The sequence below is a fragment of the Pelagihabitans pacificus genome, from assembly GCF_009371985.2.
In the GTDB taxonomy this organism is placed as follows: domain Bacteria; phylum Bacteroidota; class Bacteroidia; order Flavobacteriales; family Flavobacteriaceae; genus Pelagihabitans; species Pelagihabitans pacificus.
Genome location: NZ_VIKU02000007.1, coordinates 1 through 23,922, shown reverse-complemented (window position 1 = coordinate 23,922; position 23,922 = coordinate 1). Strand labels below are relative to the sequence as shown.

18 protein-coding genes are annotated in these 23,922 nt (G+C 44.8%); 8 read left to right on the top strand and 10 right to left on the bottom strand.

Going from position 1 to position 23,922, the window contains the following annotated elements; translation table 11 throughout:
• Positions 1-89: 89 nt before the first annotated feature.
• From FK220_RS18010 to FK220_RS18000, 3 genes are read right to left on the bottom strand one after another with little or no spacing between them, the layout of a single operon-like run.
• Positions 90-980, bottom strand: coding sequence for an SMP-30/gluconolactonase/LRE family protein (locus tag FK220_RS18010; RefSeq protein ID WP_152575758.1), 891 nt, complete (start codon positions 978-980; stop codon positions 90-92).
• A 58-nt stretch (positions 981-1,038) separates the two neighbouring features.
• Positions 1,039-2,685, bottom strand: a complete 1,647-nt coding sequence (locus tag FK220_RS18005; RefSeq protein ID WP_152575757.1) for an N-acyl-D-amino-acid deacylase family protein — start codon at positions 2,683-2,685, stop codon at positions 1,039-1,041.
• A gap of 10 nt (positions 2,686-2,695) precedes the next feature.
• Positions 2,696-3,529 (bottom strand): sugar phosphate isomerase/epimerase family protein, encoded by an 834-nt coding sequence (locus tag FK220_RS18000; RefSeq protein ID WP_152575756.1) that lies wholly within the window; start codon positions 3,527-3,529, stop codon positions 2,696-2,698.
• A gap of 130 nt (positions 3,530-3,659) precedes the next feature.
• On the opposite strand from FK220_RS18000, the gene mazG reads away from it, so the two are divergent.
• A complete protein-coding gene (gene mazG / locus FK220_RS17995; protein WP_152575755.1) occupies positions 3,660-4,433 on the top strand; it encodes a nucleoside triphosphate pyrophosphohydrolase in 774 nt (257 codons plus the stop codon).
• A 102-nt stretch (positions 4,434-4,535) separates the two neighbouring features.
• Here the strand turns inward: mazG and FK220_RS17990 are convergent, their stop codons facing one another.
• The 3 genes from FK220_RS17990 to FK220_RS17980 all read right to left on the bottom strand — a co-directional run bounded on the left by FK220_RS17990 (position 4,536) and on the right by FK220_RS17980 (position 6,358).
• A complete protein-coding gene (locus FK220_RS17990; protein ID WP_152575754.1) occupies positions 4,536-5,063 on the bottom strand; it encodes a DUF1572 family protein in 528 nt (175 codons plus the stop codon).
• 92 nt (positions 5,064-5,155) lie between these two features.
• A complete protein-coding gene (gene msrB, locus FK220_RS17985) occupies positions 5,156-5,656 on the bottom strand; it encodes a peptide-methionine (R)-S-oxide reductase MsrB (RefSeq protein ID WP_152575753.1) in 501 nt (166 codons plus the stop codon).
• Positions 5,657-5,779: 123 nt separating this feature from the next.
• A complete protein-coding gene (locus tag FK220_RS17980) occupies positions 5,780-6,358 on the bottom strand; it encodes a collagen-like protein (protein WP_152575752.1) in 579 nt (192 codons plus the stop codon).
• Positions 6,359-6,560: 202 nt separating this feature from the next.
• Between FK220_RS17980 and FK220_RS17975 the strand changes: the two genes are divergently transcribed.
• The 6 genes from FK220_RS17975 to FK220_RS17950 all read left to right on the top strand — a co-directional run bounded on the left by FK220_RS17975 (position 6,561) and on the right by FK220_RS17950 (position 16,925).
• On the top strand, positions 6,561-8,498 hold the full coding sequence (locus tag FK220_RS17975) for an alpha-1,4-glucan--maltose-1-phosphate maltosyltransferase (RefSeq protein WP_152575751.1): 1,938 nt from the start codon (positions 6,561-6,563) through the stop codon (positions 8,496-8,498).
• 2 nt (positions 8,499-8,500) lie between these two features.
• Positions 8,501-10,135, top strand: coding sequence for a maltokinase N-terminal cap-like domain-containing protein (locus FK220_RS17970; protein ID WP_152575750.1), 1,635 nt, complete (start codon positions 8,501-8,503; stop codon positions 10,133-10,135).
• A 130-nt stretch (positions 10,136-10,265) separates the two neighbouring features.
• The gene (glgB, locus tag FK220_RS17965; protein ID WP_152575749.1) at positions 10,266-12,164 is read left to right on the top strand and encodes a 1,4-alpha-glucan branching protein GlgB; all 1,899 of its coding nucleotides are present in this window, start codon (positions 10,266-10,268) and stop codon (positions 12,162-12,164) included.
• Between the two features lie 101 nt (positions 12,165-12,265).
• A complete protein-coding gene (locus FK220_RS17960; RefSeq protein ID WP_152575748.1) occupies positions 12,266-14,665 on the top strand; it encodes a glycoside hydrolase family 31 protein in 2,400 nt (799 codons plus the stop codon).
• Between the two features lie 35 nt (positions 14,666-14,700).
• Positions 14,701-15,510 carry a M48 family metallopeptidase gene (locus FK220_RS17955; protein ID WP_152575747.1) on the top strand — a complete coding sequence of 270 codons (810 nt, stop codon included), beginning with the start codon at positions 14,701-14,703 and terminating at the stop codon, positions 15,508-15,510.
• Positions 15,511-15,578: 68 nt separating this feature from the next.
• Entirely contained in the window at positions 15,579-16,925 is a 1,347-nt protein-coding gene (locus tag FK220_RS17950) for an MFS transporter (RefSeq protein ID WP_152575746.1), read from the top strand.
• A 137-nt stretch (positions 16,926-17,062) separates the two neighbouring features.
• Here FK220_RS17950 and FK220_RS17945 read toward each other — a convergent pair whose 3' ends face one another.
• The 4 genes from FK220_RS17945 to FK220_RS17930 are packed head-to-tail and all read right to left on the bottom strand — an operon-like array spanning position 17,063 to position 20,017.
• A complete protein-coding gene (locus FK220_RS17945) occupies positions 17,063-17,788 on the bottom strand; it encodes a head GIN domain-containing protein (protein WP_152575745.1) in 726 nt (241 codons plus the stop codon).
• Between the two features lie 48 nt (positions 17,789-17,836).
• On the bottom strand, positions 17,837-18,922 hold the full coding sequence (locus FK220_RS17940; RefSeq protein WP_152575744.1) for a DUF4097 family beta strand repeat-containing protein: 1,086 nt from the start codon (positions 18,920-18,922) through the stop codon (positions 17,837-17,839).
• Positions 18,903-19,463, bottom strand: coding sequence for a hypothetical protein (locus tag FK220_RS17935; protein WP_152575743.1), 561 nt, complete (start codon positions 19,461-19,463; stop codon positions 18,903-18,905). The genes FK220_RS17940 and FK220_RS17935 overlap by 20 nt, the downstream gene beginning before the upstream one ends.
• Positions 19,463-20,017 (bottom strand): RNA polymerase sigma factor, encoded by a 555-nt coding sequence (locus tag FK220_RS17930; RefSeq protein ID WP_152575742.1) that lies wholly within the window; start codon positions 20,015-20,017, stop codon positions 19,463-19,465. Before FK220_RS17930 ends, FK220_RS17935 begins: the two co-directional genes overlap by 1 nt.
• A 219-nt stretch (positions 20,018-20,236) precedes the next feature.
• Here FK220_RS17930 and FK220_RS17925 point away from each other — a divergent pair.
• A partial coding sequence (locus tag FK220_RS17925) for a discoidin domain-containing protein (RefSeq protein ID WP_152575741.1) occupies positions 20,237-23,922 on the top strand: 3,686 nt, incomplete at its 3' end.

Here is a 23,922-nt window from a genome sequence, read left to right as displayed (position 1 = left end):
TACTTTAAGATACGGATTTTTAGTAATATAAACTCTCTTTATTTGATTTGCTTAATACTGTGTTGCTCTTTAGGCGCACCGAAGGCTGATTAGCGAACCCCGTGCACATTCATGGCAAGCGTATACACTGAATCCATCGCCGTAATGAACAAGGTTTTCTGATCTAGGCCTCCAAAAGTAACATTGGCCGTCCATTTTTCGGGAACTTGGATGTGATGGATTTGTTTCCCATTTTTATCAAAAACCGTTACCCCATCCCCGGTCAGATACACATTCCCTTGATTGTCTAGGGTCATGCCGTCCGAGCCCAATTCACAAAATAGGGTTCGGTCGGAAAGGCTACCGTCTTCGTTCACGGCATATACATAGGTCTTCCCATCCTTGATATCGGCAATGTATAGTGTTTTGCCATCCGCGGAACCGATAATCCCATTGGGCATCACAAAACCTTCCGCTACAATGGTCAGCTCCCTTTTGTCCGGAGATATATAGTAAACGCGTCGTTCCGGGATTTGGGGTTCGGTATGGTTCCACCAAGGTCTTTCATACAGGGGATCCGTGAAATAGATGCCTCCTTTGGGATCGACCCATAAGTCGTTGGGTCCGCCCAAACATTTTCCCTCAAAATTGTCGACTAGCACGGTGACCTTCTTCTCGGGATCAATTTGCCATAATTCGTTCTTCTCATCCGCACAGGAAAGCAGATTGCCCATATGATCGAAATACAGTCCGTTGGAACGCCCTGACGGCTTCATCCAATCGGTAACCGAATTGTCGGCAGCGTTCCATTTGACGATGCGGTCGTTAGGCTGGTCGGTGAAGTAGACATCACCGTTGGCGGCCACTGCGGGGCCTTCGGTGAAATCATAACCGTCGGCGACCAAGGTAAGTTGGGCCCCCTTGGCAATAATCCCGGGATTTTGCGCTTCGCAGGAGATAAAAGTCGTTAAGAGTAAAAGTAAGGCAAGGCTCGTTTTCATAGGTATTGTTTTGATGCATTAGTTCGTTTCTTCAATTTAGATAAGGTATGGAAACAAATTAGGGTTTCCATCCCGGTCCTTTCACGAATCTTCCGGTAAAGGTACCGGTATGTTCGCCCTCGTTCAGCACCTGGCCACCATTTACAAATACATGATGCATGCCTGTAGCATATTGATGGGGTTTTCCAAAAGTGGCATTGTCCCTTATTTTGTCCGCATCAAAGATGACCACATCGGCATAGTAGCCTTCACGGAGGGCTCCTCTTTTTTCAAGCTTCAGATTGGTAGCGGGCAAGGTGGTGAGCTTGTATATGGCCTCTTCCAAAGGAATCACTTTTTCCTCGCGAACATAGTGGCCCAACAACCTGGCAAAAGACCCATAGGCCCTGGGATGCGTGCTCTGCTCCAAAAATACCCCTTCATTGGTGTAGGAACCTGCGTCGGAGCAAATGGCCATATAAGGCAGTGCCAACTTTTTCTTGATATTTTCCTCAGACATGGAGAAATAAACTACTTGAATTCTGCTATTGTCTTCATAAATCAAATCGACCAAGGTTTCATTCGGCGATTTGTTGCGTTCCTTGGCGACATCGGCGAGGGTTTTGCCAATGTGGCTTCTTAAATCTTTATTCCGAAAGCCGACCAATAGAATTTTTTCAGGAGGCACGTGAAAATCGATTTCATCCATCATCCGCTTTCTTTTCTCCGGGTCTTCGATAAGCTTCATGGTAGCGTTATGGCCACCTTCCTTGGCCCAAGCCGGCAATACTACGTTGAGTCCTGTGGAACTGGCGTTATACATGTACATGTCGGTTGTGATAGGGAGACCCTTTGTTCGAGCATTGTTGACCATTTGTATGGCGCTATCCAATAAATGCCAGTTGGCATTACCCGAGGCCTTGAAATGATAGATTTCGGAGCGGATAGCGGCTTTTTCGGCAATGGTAAGCAGCTCCTGTACCGCTTCCAACAACTTTCCCTCCTCATCCCGGATATGGGAAATGTACATACCATCGTATTCGGCCGCTATCTTGGCCAATTCAATGATCTCTTCGGTCGCGGCATGACCGCTCGGTACGTAAATTAAGGAAGTGGAGAGTCCCACGGCCCCTTCTTCCATACCCTGACGGAGCAATGACTTCATGGTTTCCATCTCTTCTCCGGTAGGAGGTCTTTTCTCGATGCCGATGACGTGTTCGCGCAGGGTCGCATTGCCCACAAAAGAGGCTACGTTGGTAGCGATTCCCTTGTTTTCCAAATAATCCAGATACTCGCCCAAGGTCGTCCATGGGATATCATATTTGATATCGCCTTGATTTTCCTTCATTTTTGATTTCATGGCTTCGTTCAATGGTCCCATGGAGGAACCTTCGCCGAGTACTTCCAAGGTAACCCCTTGGCGGATATCGCTTTGGGAGCGCCCGTCTTCGATGAGTGAAACATTTGCCCAACTCAACATATTGATAAAGCCTGGGGCCACCGTCAATCCGGTGGCGTCGATTTGCTTTTTACCTCGGGCTTTATCGAGATTTCCGATAGCTGCTATCGTATCTGCATTGATAGCGATATCACCGAGATAAGGGGTCTCGCCGGAACCATCGACCAGCTGTCCATTTTTAATGAGGATGTCATAGGTCTGCTGTTCAGTACAACCTAACAATAAAAAAACAAGCGTAAAAATCACGGGGACTCCTTTCGGTTTCATTGGTATGGGATTAGAGATTTCTTAAATAGGCCATGTTGTGTTTCATGCTTTCAATTGGAGTACTGGCGTACTCTTCCTGCTCGATAAAAATATGTTTGACACCGGATGCCTCTTGGTGTCGCATGAGGGTCTTGATATCCAATCCACCCTTACCGAACTCGGTGCTTTCCCTTTTTTTCATGTTCATATCTTTCAAATGCCACAAGGGAAAACGCCCTGGGTATTTTTTAAAATAATCCAAGGGATCTTTTCCACCGACGATTACCCAGCCGAGGTCGAGTTCCATATGTACTAAATCAGGATCGGTGTTATCCATTAAAACATCGTATAATACTTGCCCATTTTCCGATTCGAATTCGTATTCATGGTTATGATAGCCGAATTTAAGTCCTACTTTTTTGCAAGCTTCCCCCGCTTTGTTGAACGCCTCCGCCACTTTTTTGTAGTTGTCCACGGTTTGTCCCCGACTTGGCATGGAGGAACAAATCACATATTCCTGACCGGAGGCCACGGCTTGCTCCATGGTATCTTGAAAGTTATCGTCTAATGCTACATGCCCACTTTTCAGGGTCATACCTAAATCCACGCAGGCAGTTTTCATTTCCTCGGGAGAAAGGCCGTAATACAGCCCCTTTTTGCTTCTTGCCGATTCAATTTCCTTGATACCGATGGCAGCGATCTGTTGCAAGGTCATCAATGGGTCTTTGGCCATTGCCTTTCGAAAAGAATACAGTTGTACTCCGAATTGTTGCTCATTGGTGTTGGTCCAGGCCAGAGTAGGTAACATCCCCATTCCCAAGGTACCGATGCTTAGTTGTTTTAAGAAGCCTCTTCTCGTTTTCATTTGGGTGGTATTTGATTTTTAACGGTGTGCCGTGAGTGTGTTGTGATTCATCGGGCGACTTCTAAAATACACTATATTTTCCATACCCTAAAAGGGTAGGTCTTTGTACTTTTGCCGAAACCACATCGCTATGAACTCCAGAGAAGACCAACTCAAAGCCTTTGACCGTTTGTTGACCATTATGGATGAACTTCGTGCTCAATGCCCATGGGACAAAAAGCAGACGATGCAAAGCCTTCGACATTTGACGATCGAGGAAACCTATGAATTGGGCGATGCTATTTTGGACGACGATCTCGAGGAGATTAAAAAAGAGCTTGGCGACGTGTTGTTGCATATCGTATTTTATGCGAAGATCGGAAGTGAGACCAAGGACTTCGACATTGCGGATGTTTGCAATGATATCTGCGAGAAGTTGATTACCAGACATCCGCATATTTACGGCGACGTGGAGGTAGCTGATGAGGAGGAGGTAAAGCGAAACTGGGAGAACATTAAATTAAGGGAAGGGAAGAAAAGCGTGCTCGAGGGGGTGCCAAACGGATTGCCGGCACTCGTAAAAGCGAATCGTATCCAGGATAAGGTAGCGGGGGTAGGTTTTGATTGGGAACGACCTGAACAGGTTTGGGAAAAATTGCAGGAAGAATTGGGTGAGTTTCAGGAGGAAGTGAAACAAGGTCACGCCGATCGTAGGGAATCGGAATTCGGTGACGTATTGTTTTCAATGGTCAATTACGCCCGATTTTTGGGCATTAATCCTGAGAACGCCCTGGAACGCACGAATAAAAAGTTCATCAAACGTTTTGAATACCTGGAAGGAAAAGCAAAGGACCTGGGAAAATCGTTGAAGGAAATGACGTTGGCAGAGATGGATGTGTTCTGGAACGAGGCAAAGGAAGTTTAGGCACGAACGCTACGTTCGATTTTTGAAGAGATTACTTTTCCGATTATACATCAGACGTGGGTCAAACTGTACCTTTTCAACGCCAACTAAGCGCCAAACGGTTCAACTTCCAAACATTTCCTTGTTGAAGGCCTCCGAACCTCCTTTCGGAATCGAGAGTGAAATCCAATCGATACCTTTGATCATCTTACCCAGCAGTACAATTTGCCCTATATGGCTTGCATAGTGCGCCAATTGCCGATTTACCGCTTCAATGATGGTATGTTCCTCGTTCCTGATTCTGATGGTTGTGTCAAAATTCCGGTCATTCACCGAAGCCAGTGCATCGAACAGACATTTCCAGCCTTCTTCCCACGCATTTATTAATTCCGATTTTGAAGCATAGGCACCTTCAAACTCTGTTTCGCGATTTCTCCATGGCTTTTCACCGTCTTGGGTCAAAAAATGCGTCCATCGACTCTTCATGTTGCCCACCAAATGTTTTACGATCAAGGCGACACTATTATCCGTTTCCCGATACTTCCAATGAACGTCTTCCTCCGAAAGCTGTTCGAACGTTTTGTCGCCCAATGTTTTGTAACGGCGAAATTCGAAGAAAACGCTTCTTAAATAATCGGAAGACTGTAACATACAAGCTAAGTTTGGGTCCTTTTCGAAAAATCCCAAATTCCAGGCTAGCCTTCGATACGCTCTTTGGAATTTGGGATTTGGTACTTTGAAATTTACTTGGATTCCGGCACGAAATCCAAAGCCACTCCGTTGATGCAATGTCGTTTGCCTGTGGGCGCTGGTCCGTCATCAAATACATGTCCTAAATGGCCTCCGCAGGTTGCGCAATGTTCTTCGGTCCGCGCGTAGCCGATCTTATAGTCTACATCGTACGCCACATTGCCTTCGATTTCCTGATAAAAACTGGGCCATCCGGTGCCTGAATCGAACTTTGTCTCGCTTTCAAAAAGAGGCGTTCCACATCCCGCACATACGTAGGTGCCTTTTTTCTTATTATCTAAAAGGTCGCTCGTAAAGGCATTCTCGGTAGCCGCTTTGCGGAGTACGTAGAATTCTTCGTCGGTCAACTCTTTTCGCCATTCCTCTTCCGTCTTTGACACTTTATAGGTGGTCTCGGTCTCTTCGGTCTGGTCCGCGACCATTTCCTTTTTTTGGGAATTGCCTTTGCATCCTACAAAAATCAAACAGAGTCCCAGTGCTATTTTCTTTATCATATTTTTCAATTTTCAGTATTCGTCGAATCGTTTTTCTTTTCCTTTCAAAAATAACATATTCCCATACACAAAAAACCCTGTCCTTGTTTTAAGGACAGGGTTTAACGTTTATTTACAATGTATTCAATCGATATGGATCTTTTGCACCTCGTTCAATTCGAGCCCCATTTTTCCCATAACGGAAGAAATGTTGCTTTTGTCGATATCGTTGTTCTGCAAGAACTCACTAGGAACGATGACTACCCGGAAAATTTGATCGTCGGTGAATATGGGATCAAGCAGCGAAAGATCAAAATTGCCGTCAATGAAGATTTCGAAATCTACAAAGGTATGGGCTACCGTGTATTGAATGGTTCCCTCCGGAACAAAGAAGTTTTGGGGAACAAGACTCCAGGCATCGGCCGTACTGCCATCGCTTAGGTCAATTTGCCCGTCGAATCGATATACCAACACGGCATCGGATTCAAAAATTTCAAAATTGGTATAGTCGGCAAAGGTCTCCAAGGCGGTCCATAGATTGCTACCGGCATCATAACCGAAATTTATCCCTTCGATTTCAAAAACCTGTCCCTGTATGCCATCCTGACCATCTAGGCCGTCAAGACCATCCAAGCCATCAAATCCGGGAGGGCCTTGTGGTCCTTCGCAGGATATAAAAAATAGGGTTAAAAATGCTCCGAGTACTAAAGTCGCTTTTTTCATGGTATCTGTTTTTACTATTATGTTGTCGATACAACTTCATCATGAAGCCTATCGATGTATTTTTTTTAACGTTTTCAAAAAGCGTTCCAAAAATGCTTTTTTGCCGGTATATCTTCATGGTATCGTCAAAAATTATCAATAAGGGCCATTTAGATTAGCGGTAATTCCCTATTTTTAACACAACCAATCAAAAGTAAACTTTATGCTGAGACAGCAACGGGTGGTCATCGAAAATGTGTCACCACAGCTCCAGGGAGGGGCTTTTTTTATTAAGCGGGTCGTTGGGGAAAAGATTACGGTCTATGCCGATGTATTGGCCGACGGACACGATGTAGTAGAGGCTGAGATACTTTTCAAACATGAAAATGACAGGGAGCCACAAACAATCAGGATGGCGCATTTGGGCCAAGATGTCTTCAATGCCTCATTCTCAGTGACCAAACAGGGATTTTACGAGTATCAGATACGTGGCTGGGTAGACCATGCCCTGAATTGGCAGCATGGTATCGAGGCCAAACTAAAAGATGGACAGTATGTAAGGAGCGAATTATTGGATGGGGTGCAGTATGTGAAGTTTCTGCTGAAAAAGGCATCCAAAAAAATGGACCCTTACCTCAAAAAAACGATACGGCTCTTTCAAGACGAAGATAAATACGAGGCGGCAGTACAAGAGGCCACCTCTGAAAAGCTGCATCGATTGTTCCTTGATTTTCCACAACGTAGTTTAGCCAACAAAAGCCATCTGCTCCAAGTATATGTAGATAGAAAAAAGGCCAACTTTAGCACATGGTATGAGTTTTTTCCAAGGTCTGCTTCACCAGAACCACACAAGCACGGGACTTTTAGGGATTGTAACAGGCTGCTTCCGAGAATTGCCGATATGGGCTTCGACGTGCTCTATTTTCCACCTATTCATCCCATAGGGGAGGTAAACCGAAAGGGAAAGAATAATGCGGTCGAAGCCCAAGAGGGAGATTCGGGAGTGCCATGGGCGATAGGTTCCAGGTATGGGGGGCATAAGGCCGTTCATCCTGAATTAGGTACAGAGAAAGACTTCAAGGCCTTGGTCGGGCAGGCAAAGGAAATGGGTATTGAAGTCGCGATGGACCTCGCATTTCAAGCGGCACCCGACCATCCGTACATCACCGAACATCCTGAATGGTTCCGGCAAAGACCCGATGGAACCATCCAGTATGCGGAAAACCCGCCGAAGAAATACCAGGACATCGTTAACTTCTATTTCGAATCCAAAGCCTATAAAGAGCTGTGGGCCGAACTTTTGAGCATCACCCTGCATTGGGTACACTGCGGCGTACGCATATTTCGGGTAGATAACCCGCATACCAAGCCCTATTACTTTTGGAACTGGTTGATGATGCAGGTGAAGAAAGAACATCCCGACGTGCTCTTTTTGGCAGAGGCTTTTTCGCGTCCGAAGGTAATGCAACAATTGGCCAAACAAGGCTTTTCGCAATCGTACACCTACTTCACCTGGCGGGTAAGGAAACACGAGTTGATAGAGTATATGGTCGAGTTGACCCAGTCGGAGATGAAAGAATACTTTCGGCCGAATTTTTGGCCGAATACACCTGATATTAATCCGTACCACCTTCAAGGAGCCAATGATGCCATGCACTTGATACGCTACGCACTGGCGGCCACCTTAAGTGGTAATTTGGGTATTTATGGCCCAGTGTTCGAATACATGGTGACCGATGCCATGCCCGGAAAGGAAGAGTACTTGAACTCGGAGAAATATGAAATACGACATTGGGACTGGAGTGCCGAGAACAAACTAACGTATCTCATTTCCCAAATAAATGCGGTACGAAAAGAACATGCTTCGCTGCAGCAAACGAACAATATTCAATTCTGTGCCGTTGAAAATGAAAACCTGATTGCCTTTTATAAATGGAGCGATGACCGAACCGATGAGACCTTATTGGTCATTAGCCTTGACCCACACCATACGCAAATAGGCCATGTTCAGTTGCCAATGTCCCAATTGGGAATACATCATGGGGAGGCGGTTCAATTGTTCGATATGATCAGTAATAATAGCTACATTTGGAACAGTGAATGGAACTACGTGGAATTAAGTCCCAATCTTCCCTTTCACCTGTTCCATATTAGGAAATAGAGATGTCTAAAAAAAAGTCTGAAAAACTACTACGCCCACCATATGTCTTCGATTCGAACTGGGAGAATCTGTTGGACGATCCAGCGTTTATCAAGGTGTTTTTATCAGACGTGTTGGAAGACTACATATTGAGGCAGCGTTGGTATGGGGGTAAATCGAGCAGTTTAAAGTACATAGAACTTCACCAATACTTCAGAATTCAGCAACATGGTGAGGTGTATTATGGATTATTGCTAGAGGTGAATTTTAATGAAGCCTTTTATCAACATTACTTTCTTCCCATCGCTTTTGTAACTGACGGGAGTTTTGCCAAAGAAGAAAGAATACTACCCCTGACCATCAGTGGACAGGCCGGTTATATCATTGATGCCATAAATCTGGAAGCCTTTAGAAAGTTGGTATTTGAACGCATCATGACTTCCGTACCAAACGATTTAACGCCCGTACGTTATCATAAGAGCTCCTATTTTACCGACACTGCCTATGAGTCTTCGAGATTTATGGGGATGGAACAAAGCAACACTTCGATTATTTATAATGACTCCTCGGTCATCAAGTTTTTCCGAAGAATCTACCCCGACAAAAACCCTGACTTCGAAATGAGCCAGTTCCTATCTGAGAAAAAGGGTTTTAAGAATACTCCCGCCTATTTGGGAAGCATCAGTATCCTCGACAAGGACAATGATAACATTACCATTGCGCTCTTACAAAAACTGGTACCCAACGAAGGCGACGCCTGGGACTTTATGTTAAAAGAAGTCGATAAGGTCTTTAGTAATTTGGAGTATAAAAAAATTAATGTTGATCGATTACCGTCGACCGAATTGTTCGAACGTTTGAAGATAAAGGATGTTCCTCCGGAAATCATCGATTGGGCCGGACTTAGTATCTTTTTAAGGTTACAGATCATGGCGAGGCGTACCGCTGAAATGCACGTAGCCCTGGGCTCCGAGTTCGAGGATACTGCATTTACACCAAAACATTTTAACAGTGATTATGAGGTATGGTTGAAGAATCGGTTGTTGTACCAATTTCAAAATCGCTTGAACAGTGTGGAGAACAACTTACACAAATTGGAAGGGCGGGCGGCAGAATTGGTCAAGGAATTTTTGGAACGAAAAAACGAAATTCGAAGACGTTTTGTACAATTCGATTGGACAAAGCTCAAAGGTGAGCGTATACGGATCCATGGCGATTATCACTTGGGGCAGATTTTAGTGCAAGGCGATGATTTTTATCTGCTGGATTTTGAGGGAGAACCCGAGAGTACCATTCGCGATCGAAAGGTAAAGCATCCTCCCTTAAAAGACGTAGCCGGGATTTTCAGATCTTTCCACTATGCGATCTATGCGACTATTTTCAATAATGGGGAAAAATACCCGTATTCCCAGGAGAATCTCTTTAAGGCCGGTGAAATCTTGTATAAATTTTTTATCGGGGTTTTCTTGGAGTCCTATGTAACCATTATTCAGGCCAATAACCTGAACATCGGGTATCGGCAGGAACGTATTTTCATTTTAAAGTACTGTATGCTCGAAAAGGCCGTATACGAACTCGGCTATGAAATGAACTCGAGACCCAGTTGGGCGGTCATTCCGCTCGAAGGTATTTTGGGGATTATCAATGACAAGTGGTAACCGCTCCACCGACCAGTGTTGGTATGGCAACTAGGGCTGTATAGGACGAATACCAGTACGGGTCGAAAGCCCTGTAGACCACGAAGACATAATACCGATAAAATGCATCAACTAGAAAAAAATAAAAAATATGGGTAAAGTAATACCACACAGTTTATTTACTGACTTTGATATAAACCTCTTTAAATCCGGGAAGCATTTTAAACTCTACGAAAAATTGGGGTCACATCCGATGGAGGTCGATGGGGTGGAAGGAACCTATTTTGCCGTTTGGGCCCCGACCGCGAAGTCCGTTTCGGTAATCGGTGACTTTAACTACTGGTTGGATCACGAACACCCGTTGAATGTGCGCTGGGACGAGAGTGGCATTTGGGAGGGATTTATCCCCAATGTAGGCAAAGGTGAAGTCTACAAATATTATATCCGTTCCCATAACCACGGTGTTGCCACCGAAAAGGCCGACCCGTTTGCCCGATATTGCGAAAAACCCCCGCATACGGCATCGATCGTGTGGGACGGGACGTATAGATGGAAGGATAAAAAATGGATGGAAAACCGAAAGGCGAATAATGCCTTGGACGCCCCTTTCTCGGTTTATGAAGTGCATCTAGGTTCCTGGAAACGGAAGGAGGGAAACGAATTCTTATCCTATCACGAGCTAGCGGTCGATTTGGTGAACTATGTAAAGGAGATGGGATTCACCCACGTAGAGTTTATGCCTGTTATGGAATATCCGTACGATCCCTCATGGGGGTACCAACTCACGGGGTATTTTGCTCCCACATCGCGATTTGGCGAACCGGAAGGTTTTAAATTGTTGGTCGACAAGCTACACCAGAACAACATCGGGGTCATCTTGGACTGGGTACCCTCGCATTTTCCGGAAGATGCCCACGGACTTGGATTCTTTGATGGATCACACCTCTATGAACATCCCGACAGGCGAAGGGGCTATCACCCTGATTGGAAGAGCCTCATTTTCAACTACGGCAGAAATGAGGTTCGGGCGTTCCTGATTAGCAATGCGCTATTCTGGTTGGATCACTATCATGCCGATGCCCTAAGGGTCGATGCGGTAGCTTCTATGCTGTACTTGGATTACTCCAGGGAGGAAGGGGAATGGGAGCCGAATATGTACGGGAACAATGAAAATCTGGAAGCGATGAGCTTTATTCGGGAATTGAACGAAACTGTCTATGGAAATTTCCCTGATGTACAGACCATCGCCGAAGAATCGACCGCGTTTACCGGGGTTTCCAAACCCGTGAATTTAGGAGGACTGGGTTTTGGTATGAAATGGATGATGGGTTGGATGCACGATACCTTGGAATATTTCAAAAAAGACCCCGTATATCGCAAATACCATCAAAATGACCTCACCTTTAGTATGACCTATGCTTTTACCGAGAACTTTATGCTTCCGTTTTCGCACGATGAGGTCGTCTATGGCAAACAATCATTGGTGTATCGAATGCCCGGTGATGAATGGCAGCGATTTGCCAATCTGCGACTGCTGTACGGCTATATGTTCACGCATCCCGGCACCAATCTCATTTTTATGGGTGGAGAATTCGGGCAGACTTCCGAATGGAATTTCCAAGAAAGTCTGGACTGGCATCTTACCCAGTATGAAGGACATGCGGGCATACAGGAGACCATCAAGGAGTTGAACAAGCTGTACAAAAACTACCCAGCCTTGTATGAAAGACAGTTCAGCCCGGAAGGCTTCCAATGGATCGACTACGGGGACCACGAGAACTGCGTGCTGACCTATATCCGAAAAGGGAACGACCCCAAAAACGATATCTATATAGCCCTGAATCTCACTCCGACCCCCCGCGAGAAATATCGAATAGGTGTCCCTAAAAAATCGGGACAGCCGAAGGAAATCTTCAATAGCGATGACAAGAAGTACGGAGGGTCTGGAATGGCATCCGATATTTCAAAATTGCAAAATACTCCTTGGCATGGTCATAAAAAATCGGTCGAAATGACGCTGCCGCCTTTGAGTATTGTCATTTTTGAGTAGCGTTGGTCGAAGAAAATGTAATAGTCGTCAATTCCACATGATATCTTTTCATTTTTAGGTTTTAAAGTGCTTTTTTTGCGTTTCCCAATTGATACATTGTTATGATCACGAATACTGAACTGGAATACAAAGGGAATCTATACCCCAACCAAATAATAGATTTTAAGCAAGACACCGACAAACTTTATTTTACCACGGAAAACGGCGTCATTCTCCAAATTACGGTTATGCGTAATAGCACAATCCGTTTTCGATACGCTACCGGTCATACCTTCGAACCCGACTTCTCATACGCGGTAAGCGAAGATGCCAGTAGGGGTTACAATCGCTTGGAGGTCACAGAGACCGATAATGAGTATTATATTGAGACTACCCGAGTGAAAATATTGGTCGATAAGGCCAGCTTACGAATCCAGATATCGGACCTTGAGGGTAATATCTTCAACGAAGACGAAATAGGTTTTCACTGGGAAGAGAACTACGAGTATGGTGGAAATACCGTTAAGATGAGCAAGATAACCCAGACGGGCGAGAGCTTTTACGGTATGGGCGATAAAGCCACCCATTTGAACCTAAAAGGCAAAAGGGTCAACAACTGGGTTACCGACCAATACGCCTATGGTAAGGACCAAGACCCCTTGTACAAGGCTATTCCATTTTATATAGGACTTCACCAAAATAAGGCCTATGGTATCTTCTTTGACAATACGTTTCGTTCCTATTTCGATTTTGCCCATGAACGGCGAAATGTAACCAGCTTTTGGGCAGATGGTGGCGAGATGAACTATTATTTCTTTTTTGGTCCCGATATTTCAAAGGTCGTTCGCCTGTATACCGATTTAACGGGAACGCCCGAGCTACCACCATTGTGGGCGCTAGGATACCATCAATCAAAATGGAGTTATTTCCCGGAAAGTAGGGTTAAGGAAATAGCAAAACAGTTCAGGGAACTTCGTATCCCTTGTGACGCCATCTATTTGGATATCGATTATATGGACGGATTTCGTTGCTTTACCTGGGATAAAGATCATTTTCCCGAGCCAAAACGCATGATGAAGGAGTTAAAGGAAGATGGCTTTAAGACCGTCGTGATGATCGATCCGGGAATCAAGATAGACAAGGATTATTGGGTATATCAAGAAGCCATGGAGAAAGGCTATTTCTGTAGGCGCGGAGATGGCCCCTATATGCATGGAAAGGTATGGCCAGGAGAATGCAACTTCCCCGATTTTACGAACCCTGACGTAAGGGCATGGTGGGCGGAATTGTACAAGGAATTCATGGCCGAGATGGGAGTCGATGCCGTTTGGAACGATATGAACGAACCTGCGGTGATGGAGGTGCCTTCAAAAACCGCTCCTTTGGATACGCGGCATAATTTTGATGGCCACCCTTGTACGCACCGCAAGGCACATAATGTGTACGGCATGCAGATGGTACGTGCCACCTATGAAGGTGTTAAGAAATACGTCTACCCTAAAAGGCCCTTTGTAATTACCAGGGCCGCTTTTGCCGGTACCCAACGATATTCCTCCACGTGGACTGGCGACAATGTCGCGACATGGGAACATTTGTGGATCGCCAACGTGCAAATGCAGCGTATGTGTATGAGCGGCTATTCGTTTGTGGGCTCGGACATCGGTGGTTTTGCCGAACAGCCCAACGGGGAACTATTTGCGCGCTGGGTACAGTTAGGGGTTTTCCATCCATTTTGCAGGGTGCATTCCAGTGGAGATCATGGAGACCAAGAACCGTGGTCGTTCGGTACCGAGGTAACCGATATTGTTCGAAAGTTCATTGAATTGAGGTATCAATTGCTTCCATATCTGTATACGATGTTCTATCAGTATACCACACATGGAATTCCGATGCTGCAGTCATTGGTGTATTACGACCAAGAGGATAGCCAAACCCATTTCAGAACCGATGAGTTTATCTTTGGAGACCATATATTGGTGTGCCCGGTACAGGAACCGAACGCCCAGGGGAGACGCATGTACATTCCGAGAGGGAAATGGTACGACTTCTGGACCGAGGAGGTTATCGTTGGCGGGAAGGAAAAATGGGTAGCTGCGGATTTGGATAAAATGCCCTTGTTCATCAAGGAAGGAGCGATAATTCCAAAATATCCTGTTCAACAGTACGTGGGAGAGGTGCAAATCGAAGAGTTGGTTTTAGACCTTTACTACAAAGAGGGAGTAGAATTGTCCTCGGTATACGAAGATAGCCAGGAAGGGTTCGATTATACCCAAGGAAAGTATAGCCTTCGAAAGTTCAAACTGATAGGGAAACCAAAGGAATTGATTATTCAACAGCACAAAGACGGTGCGTTTATCACACCCTATGAATCATTCAAATTCAATTTTCACGGACTTCCCTTCAAGATTAGTGGCATAGAAATTGACAATGAAAAGGTGGCTTTGAAAGATTTGAAAATTAACGGTAACAACTCGCTCATAGTGGACAAAAATTTTACCGAACTACATATCGTAGGGAAATAATTTTCGTATTTTTCAAGTACTAAACACGATAAAAAATGAAAAAAATAGTTTTGGCTCTGGCGATTTTTCTAAGTGTCGTCGCCTGTAAGACCAACCCGTTCACAGGGAAGAAGATGTTGAATTTTTATGGCAACAGTCAAATTTTTCCCATGGCTTTTGCCCAGTACGATCAGTTTTTAAGCGAGAACAATGTTGTAGAAAGTGGTGCGGAGGCACAAATGATTACCAAGGTAGGCCAGCGTATCTCTTCCGCAGCCGAAAGATGGCTCACAGCGAACGGATATCCGGGATATTTAAAGGATTACCAGTGGGAATATAATCTGGTCAAGGATGAAACCGTGAACGCTTGGTGTATGCCCGGCGGCAAGATTGTATTTTACACCGGAATTTTACCTATAACACAAACTGAAACAGGTGTGGCGGTTGTCATGGGCCATGAGGTGGCTCACGCCTTGGCCGATCACGGTGCGCAACGCATGAGCGCCGGCACATTACAACAACTAGGGGCGGTTGCCGGCAATATCGCCATTAAAGATGAACGCACCCGCAATACATTTAATCAGGCATATGGTGTTGGTTCCACGGTTGGACTCATGTTGCCTTTTAGTCGAAGTCACGAGACCGAGGCCGATCGTATTGGATTACAAATTATGGCCATCGCCGGATACAATCCCGATGAGGCCGCAGATCTCTGGAGACGCATGAAAGCCAAAAGCGGGGGGCAGGCTCCACCGGAGTTTTTGAGCACGCACCCATCCAATGATACACGTATTCAAAATTTGACCGCTTGGGCGCCCCTGGCCAAAGAGGAAGCAGCAAAATTTGGGGTAACGACTTTTAAATGAAACCACGCTAAGCGTATTAATCGTATATTGAAAGCCGTTCACCTTTGTGGACGGTTTTTATTTTAAAAATGGCCAGACCAACACCCATTAAAGGAAGCAAAAAATTATTAAATGCGTGGGCATTTTATGATTGGGCCAATTCGGTATATACCCTTACTATCGCATCCTCGATATTTCCCTTGTTTTATTCAACCCTGTTTTCCTCGAATGAAGTGCGCGTGGCGGCTTTCGGTTTTGAGATGAAACAAACGGTTCTTATATCGATCGTAACCGCTTTCACTTTCTTGACGGTTGCCGTAATGTCCCCGATTCTGTCGGGCATTGCCGATTATATTGGTAACAAAAAGAATTTTATGAAGTTTTTTTGTTATCTCGGCAGCTTAGGCTGTATTGGTCTCTACTGGTTCAATATCGATTACATTCATTTAAGTCTTTTGTTTTATTTCATGGGACTTATTGGATACTGGGGCAGCCTTGTATTTTACAACTCATACCTCCCCGACATAGCCTTCGAGGAACAACAGGATGCCATCAGCGCGAAGGGGTTTTCTTTAGGGTATATCGGCAGTGTACTTTTGTTATTGCTCAATTTAGCGATGGTCATGAAGCCCGAATGGTTCGGTTTTGATGTCGGTACCACCGAACAGGAAGCAAATCTGGCAAAGGTCCGGGCAATGAAAGTATCTTTTATCACCGTTGGGATATGGTGGGCACTCTTTAGTCAATATACGTTTTTTATATTGCCCAAGGGAGAATCTTTTGGTAACAAGGTCAGCAAGAATGTGGTACTCAATGGTTTTCGTGAGCTTGGTAAGGTTTGGTCCCAGCTCAAACAAACTGTACGTTTAAAACGCTATCTCGGAGCGTTTTTTGTTTTTAGCATGGCCGTACAAACGATTATGCTGATGGCGGTGTATTTTGGTGAAAAGGAAATCAATTGGTCAGGACCGGATCAGAAGACCCAAGGATTGATTGTGAGCATTCTGGTGATACAACTGGTGGCTGTCTTGGGGGCGGTGGCGACATCAAGGGCATCTGCCAAGTTTGGAAATATAAAAACACTCATAACGGTGAACGCCATCTGGATGTGCCTCTGCTTCTATGCCTATTTCATGGTGTCGCCCCTCCAATTCTACATTGCGGCGGGATTGGTAGGGCTTGTGATGGGGGGTGTACAATCATTGGCACGTTCTACTTATTCCAAGTTTTTGCCGACTACGGAAGATACCACCTCTTATTTCAGTTTTTATGATGTGGCCGAAAAAATCGGAATCGTTATCGGGATGGTTATTTTCGCAGTGGTCGATGAAATCAGTAGCATGCGGTACGCGGTTCTCTTTCTCTTTAGTTTCTTTTTAGTAGGTATTGTTTTGTTGCTTCGTGTACCAAGGGAGGAAATTAGTGTCGGTAACTAAGGCTTGTTGCCATCGTAAAATTATGCCCCCTGAAAGCCGGTAAGCCGGGAACGCTACTCTGGAAGCGATACTCTTGTCAAAAAAAAGGCCTCCGTAAAACGAAGGCCCTTGTAGCATGATGATGTTCGTTTCTTGATTTAGCCTTTTGAGATATCCCCCGATCCGGAAGTTTTTGTATCTAGTTTTTTAGGATTTCCCCGATAACTGATATCTCCGGAGCCCGATACCCTTGCCTTGAGCATCTCTTTGGCGGTCACCTTGATATCGGCCGAACCTGATACGGTGGCATCTACCACATCTGCCTCTAGGTCATAGGCTTTTATATCGCCGGAACCGGAAATTGTGGCTTCAAATGTTCCAGTGGTTCCGCTTAAGTTTATATCACCGGATCCCGACATACTTGCGGTCATATTGTCCGATTCGATATCAAGTGTAATATCACCGGATCCGGACATCGAGGTCCTAAAAGAAGTTGCTTTCAGGGTCTTTTTGCCTACAATATCCCCGGATCCCGACAAAGCAACACTGTTTATAGATTCTACCGGTACGGTGACCCGAATACCTTCATTCCAATTGGAAGGCTTTAAATTATAGCCTTTTTCTACCTTAATGACCAACTTTCCATTTCTCACTTCCGTAATGATGTATTCCAAAAGATTCTCTTCCCCTTCCAAGGTGAGTTCTCCCTCGTTTCCATCCACTAAGTCTACATCGAACCAACCCGATACCGACACACCCTCATAGTCCCCAACGCTTCGTTCGATACTTACCGAATTACCGTTTCCTTTAATTCTCTTTCCCCATTGTGCGGTACATGAGGTGGTTAATACTACTACTAAACTAAGGCTCAATAATTGTTTCATAATTTTAGTTTTTACCCTGCGTTCATACAAGGTTTGATTGATGATGATTTAATTTTTATAAAAAGTAATACCCCCATAATCGCTGGTTATGGTTATTAAGTTGCCACTATTGGCCGATCCTCGATATCCCTTATAATATTTACTGGTCGATTTAACGTTGCTAATGTTCATCTCAAAATCTTCCTTACCGCTGACCCCCGCATAGGACGTCGAGATTTCGAAGTCGAAATTATATCCATCGTCATAGCCTATTTTTACCCCTGTATAATCTGTTCTGATGAAAACATTTCCGGCATCTGAGGCTAATTTAGCAATTTTTATGGAGCCGTAATCAGCCGTTATATCCGTGTTGCCATGAATAGTTCCCAAACGCACGCTTATATAGTCCCCATTTCCGTTAACGTTCTTCACTTCATCAATTTCAATCTTCCCATAATCACAGGAGTATTCCAAGTTGCCCATTTCTTCCACCTTTGAGTTGGTATAGTCGGCGTTGATTATCAAATCCCCGGCTTTTTCGATGGTAAATCCGGAATAATCGGCCGAAATTTTACCACTGTTCATGTAGCCGATAGTGGAATTCGAGGTGTAATCAAAATTGAGTTGGTTATTTCTTCCTCGGAGTTCACCGATGTCCAATCGTCCGTAATCACAGTTGATTTTAGCATGACCGTCGATCCGGTCCAACGCGATACTACCGTAGTCGTTATTAAGATTTACACTGTTCTTTACAGGCAACTTAATGGTATAGTTGATCTGCATATTCACCTTGTTGTTGTTGCCCCATCCCCAACTACTTTTACCTTTGTTAAATACGGTTTTGGCAGAAACCATACTGTTACTGCCGTCGAAATCAACGGTAATTTGGTCCAACTTTTTTTGCACCTTCTCCTCATTATTCCCATTGGTCTTGATATGTACTTCTATCAATATTCGATTCTCGTTCCAGGAGGTGATGTTCAGATTACCATAGCTATTACTTACTTTTAGTAAGGCATCGGAGTTGACATTAAATTCCTTTTTGATGGTTTTTTCTTTGGTGTACCTTCCTTTCGGTTTGCCGTTATGTGCCAAAAGCACTACTGGGCAGACCAAGAAAAGTATAGTCGCATATTTAAATAGTATAGTCTTCATCTTCGTAATTTTTAAAATTTTTAATGGTTTCGATTTTGTCGAGCACATCTTGCAAAAGATCGATTCTTGTTTGGAAATTAGTAATCATCGCACTTAAGATCAATTTACTGTTGCCACCGTTGACAAGGTCTTGCTCCAATTGATTGTAATCGTCTTTCAATTTGTTAAGCTGCGCCATGGTGTCATCCACAATGCGCTGGGTTTCTGGTGAGCTTTCACTTTCCAGCAACTTCACTTGTTCTTCAATGAGACTAGCAAAGTAAAAATGGCTTTGGGACACTTCCGGTGAAATCTCCGCAACTTGCTCTTCAAGGGTAGGCCTGGTGTTTAAAACGCCTAAACCTATACCAATTAGAATGGCAACAGAGGCCGCTATGGAGAAGGGTTTCCACCATGAATTTCTTTTTTTATAGATACTTGTTACGCCCTTGGAGGCATTAAGTTTCTCCAAAAACCGGTCTTGGTGTCCTTGGGTTGGCTCTTCGATGTCGAAAGAACCTTTCAACCTTTCAAACAGATTATCTAAATTTTCTTTTTCCATTAGTAGGCATTTATTAATTTTTTTCTCAAACTCTCCTTCGCTCTTGAAATGGTAGTCCTGCAATTGGCATAACTGATATTCATTATAGTACTTATTTCTTCATAGTCATATCCTTCGATTAAATGTAAGGTCAAAGAAATTCTGTAATTGTCTTTTAAACAGCGCATGGTTTCCATCACTTTTTGAGCCTTCAGTTCGGTCAACTCATGATCTGAAACAACTTCATCATTATCTTCGACCTTGTATAGTATATTTTCCAGCGCAACTTCATTTTTTTTCTGTTGCTTCCGGTAATGATAGATACTGTTGTTCACTACAATTCGTTTCAACCAGGATCCGAAGGTGACCTCTCCTTTAAATGTGTGCAGTTTCGTAAACGCGTTTAAAAACGATTCTTGCATCACATCCTCAGCTTCAGCACTATTTTTTACAATTCGGAAGGCGGTATTGAACATGGCCTTGTAATAGCGATTGTAAACTTCAAGTTGGGCACTTTGTTTCCCGTTAATACATTCTTGTAGCAATGCATCAATATGTTCTCTTTTTCGGCTCAAAAAGTGAATGGTTTGTCTTAAAGATGAACCAAGGTAGCGATTGTTACACTAGGCGGTAAAAAATTTTATTTTGCGTTTAATCGATTATATTTAAAGTTCATCGATCATCTGCGGCACTTCCTCGATTTATTGGGCGTATCGGCTAAATTTAAGCACCCATTTTAGTTTCCCTCAGGACATTACCTATATTTTTATTAGACCAAACTTAAAACGATACCCATGGGAAACAACTACTCCTATTTCATTGCCTTATTAACTTTTTTAGTCTTTTCAATTTTCAACGGAAATGCCCAAGATCCCTCGCAAGTGGGGTCATGGGGCAACGTAATCCCATTCGATATCGTACCTGTGGCGGTAGCCAATCTTCCAGATGGTAGAATCATCACTTGGTCTTCAAAATACCACGATGATTTTGGGGGCGGTGATGGTTTTACATTTACCCAAATCTTCGATCCGTCTTTGGGTACCGAGGGCACGGTCCTGCCAAGAACGGCGACTCAGACCAATCACGATATGTTTTGTCCGGGGATAAATAATCTTGCGGACGGAAGAATATTGGCTGCCGGCGGAAGCTCGAGCGAACGTGTTAGCCTGTATGACCCCAACACCGGAATCTGGACAAGGGCCGATGATATGATTGTGCCCAGAGGCTATCAGGGTAATGTTACGTTAGCTACGGGAGCTGTGTTTACGTTGGGCGGATCCTGGAGCGGTGGTATTGGGGGAAAACATGCCGAGATTTACAGCTCAGAGACTGGATGGATAGCACTTCCGTCCATTCAAGGGGAGTTGCTGATGGATGGTAATGACAATATCTTGGATGAACCAGACCCTTCCCAGCGGTTTTATCGCGGGGATAACCATGCCTGGCTTTGGGCGGCTCCCAACGGAAAAGTATTTCATGCCGGTCCTGGTACCGACATGCACTGGCTCGATGTGAGCGACATAAATAATCCGACCGTGCAAAACCTTGGAGCTCGTACCGGTGATGTCTACTCTATGAAGGGCACTTCGGTAATGTATGATATTGGCAAGTTGTTGAAAGTGGGAGGATCCCGGACCTATAGTAGCGGAACCCCAGCCAGTGACAAGACATTCATTATAGATATCAATAACGAGACTCCGCTAGTGACCGAAGTATCTGGATTTCAAAGGGCACGCACCATGCACAATAGTGTTGTCCTCCCTGACGGAAAGGTTCTGGTAACCGGCGGTCTATCTACTGCAGAGGTATTTAGCGACCTCGGTGCGCGATTTGTTGGTGAAATCTTTGATCCAGTTACCAATAGCTGGAGCGACACGGCACCTATGCAAATACCTAGGACCTATCACAGTGTAAGTATTTTACTTCCGGATGGTCGGGTTTTCGTAGGTGGGGGAGGTCTTTGTGGCGATTCCCCGGGCTGTGATAACCATCTCGACGCCGAAATCTATAGCCCTCCTTATCTTTTTGGTCCAGGCGGTGGTTTAGCCGCCAGACCCACGATACAAGCGCCCGATAATGTAGATTACAATAGCACCATGCCGGTTACGGGCAGTCCTGGAATTACGGAATTCAGCTTTATAAGGCTTTCATCTGCTACTCACAGTACCAATAATGAGCAGCGAAGGATTCCACTATCATTCACCTCAAACCAGGGAACTTATAATGTTGAGGTTCCTAATAGAGAGTTGTTACCCCCTGGATATTATATGCTTTTTGCCCTTGATACTAATGGAGTACCCAGCGTTGCGGAACACGTGAAGGTAGGTTCCGCTATCTCCATTGGCAACTCACCTAATTTGGTATTGAATTTGAAATTCGATGAAGGCTCGGGAATCGATGTGGCGGACAGTTCCAACTTTGGTAACGATGCCACCATGGTCGAGCGAGACAATGATAAAAATCCCATCCCTGTGACTCAGAGCTACTGGACTGCCGATGGGTTATTTGGCAGTGCCATGGAAATGGACGGGAAAGAGTTCGAAAGTAATAGCATCGTAGAAGTACCTTATTCCGCTTCGATGGCATCGATCAAGGACGAGATGACAGTGATGGCCTGGGTCTATCGGGATGAAATTGAAAAAAACGTGGCTATTTTGGCCCATGACTATCCAAAACTTTTTTTTGGTTTCCACAATAGTTTGTACAAGTTGGAGTTCCCGACCTCGACAGGGAGCTCCGTGAACTGCTATGTCGGATATTCACCCGCTAGCAAGTGGGTACATGTCGCGGCCACCTTTAATGGTCAGGTAGGGCGACTATTTGCCAATGGGATAGAGATATGTACTGATAGTGCTACAGGGGAGATTACGTTGGAAACGAGCCAACAATATCAGTCTTCCTTTACGACCTCGGGGTTTTATGACGACCGTCAGCCACAGAGTCTAAGTGGCATTACCGATGAACTGGATGGTAGGATAGATGAGCTAAGGGTATATAACAAAGCCCTATCAGCGAGCGAAATCACTTCTTTTTATGAAATTGGAAAACAACAAGGAAACCCGGAGGTGGTTGTTTGTCCTCCAAATACGATTACCGCTGAGTATAGGATAGGTTCGGGGGGTACTTGGCAAAGTGGAAATATTGTCAATGCGGAAGAAGGCCAAGAGGTTTATATTCGGGCCAATGTTCCCTCGGGGGAGGAATACTTCGTGACCTTACCTTTCAGAGATCAGAATAGATTCAGTTCCGTTGTTGATTTTCCAAATTTTGAAGACACATCGGCCTACAAAATAGACACCTTCATAAATGGTGGAAACGGTCTGATCGCACAGAACAATACGGGCCTTTACGCCCTTACTACCAGCAGTGGTTGTATAGCCACAATCGACCTTAGATTGAGCGGTGGCTGTCAGAACGAGGTTATTCAGGAATATCGTATCAATGGGGTATGGCAGAGTGGCCTTTCCGAGATTACGGTCGAGGAGGGAGACGATGTGATGTTGAGCATTTTACCGAATGGTCTTGGCGTTACAATTACCCTTCCGAATGGTTCGCAAGTGGGGGATAACTATAGCTTAGGAAGTGTTACCACTGCCGATGCCGGGGTATATGCATTGACCTCCGATGAAGGATGTACCAAATACCTCACCATCAATGTACGCAGTTCTGTTTCGTGTGTTGATGTAATACCAATATATACAGTAAACGGAGTAGAGGGTTCTGGTGAACAGGAAATAACAGTGAATGAAGGTGATGGTATAAATTTGGCGATCTCGATTCCGGGAATCGATTTTTCTGTATCCGATCCCGATGGGAATACCCTACCGGGAAGTGCGGCAACCGGATTTGAAATTGAGAATATAACGACGACACAAGAAGGTGTCTACACGTTGACAACACCCCTTCCTCCATTGATAACCACCATAAATTTTGCGGATAGTTCAAACCCCCGCCATGATCCGGAGTTGGCCATCGATGGGTCTGATGCTACTTTTTGGCACACGAAATGGGAGAACGGTATTGATCAACTACCCCATGAGATACAGTTTGATCTGGGCACTAGTGTTTTAGTGGAAGGATTGACCTATCTACCGCGGCAAGATGGTGTTTTGAACGGTACGATAGCTTCTTACGAGATATACGTGAGCGAAAACGACACGGATTGGGGCTCCGCAGTCTCTTCAGGCACTTGGGGTGCAAATAGCAGCCTAAAAACGGTAAGCTTTACTCCGAAACAAGGTCGCTACGTACGCCTTCGGGCACTTTCCGAAGTAAATGGCAACCCATGGACCTCGGCAGCGGAAGTGGAGATTGTGGTTTCCGACTCAAGCCTTAATTGTACGGATTTATTGACCATAAATGTGACTGCACCGCCACAGGGCTCGCTCCTTCAGGTGAGCGGCACGGGCCGTACGGTGTCTTCCTTTGCTCCTTCGGACCAGGACTTCGGTTCTGGGGAGGTTCAGGATTCGGGCAGCAC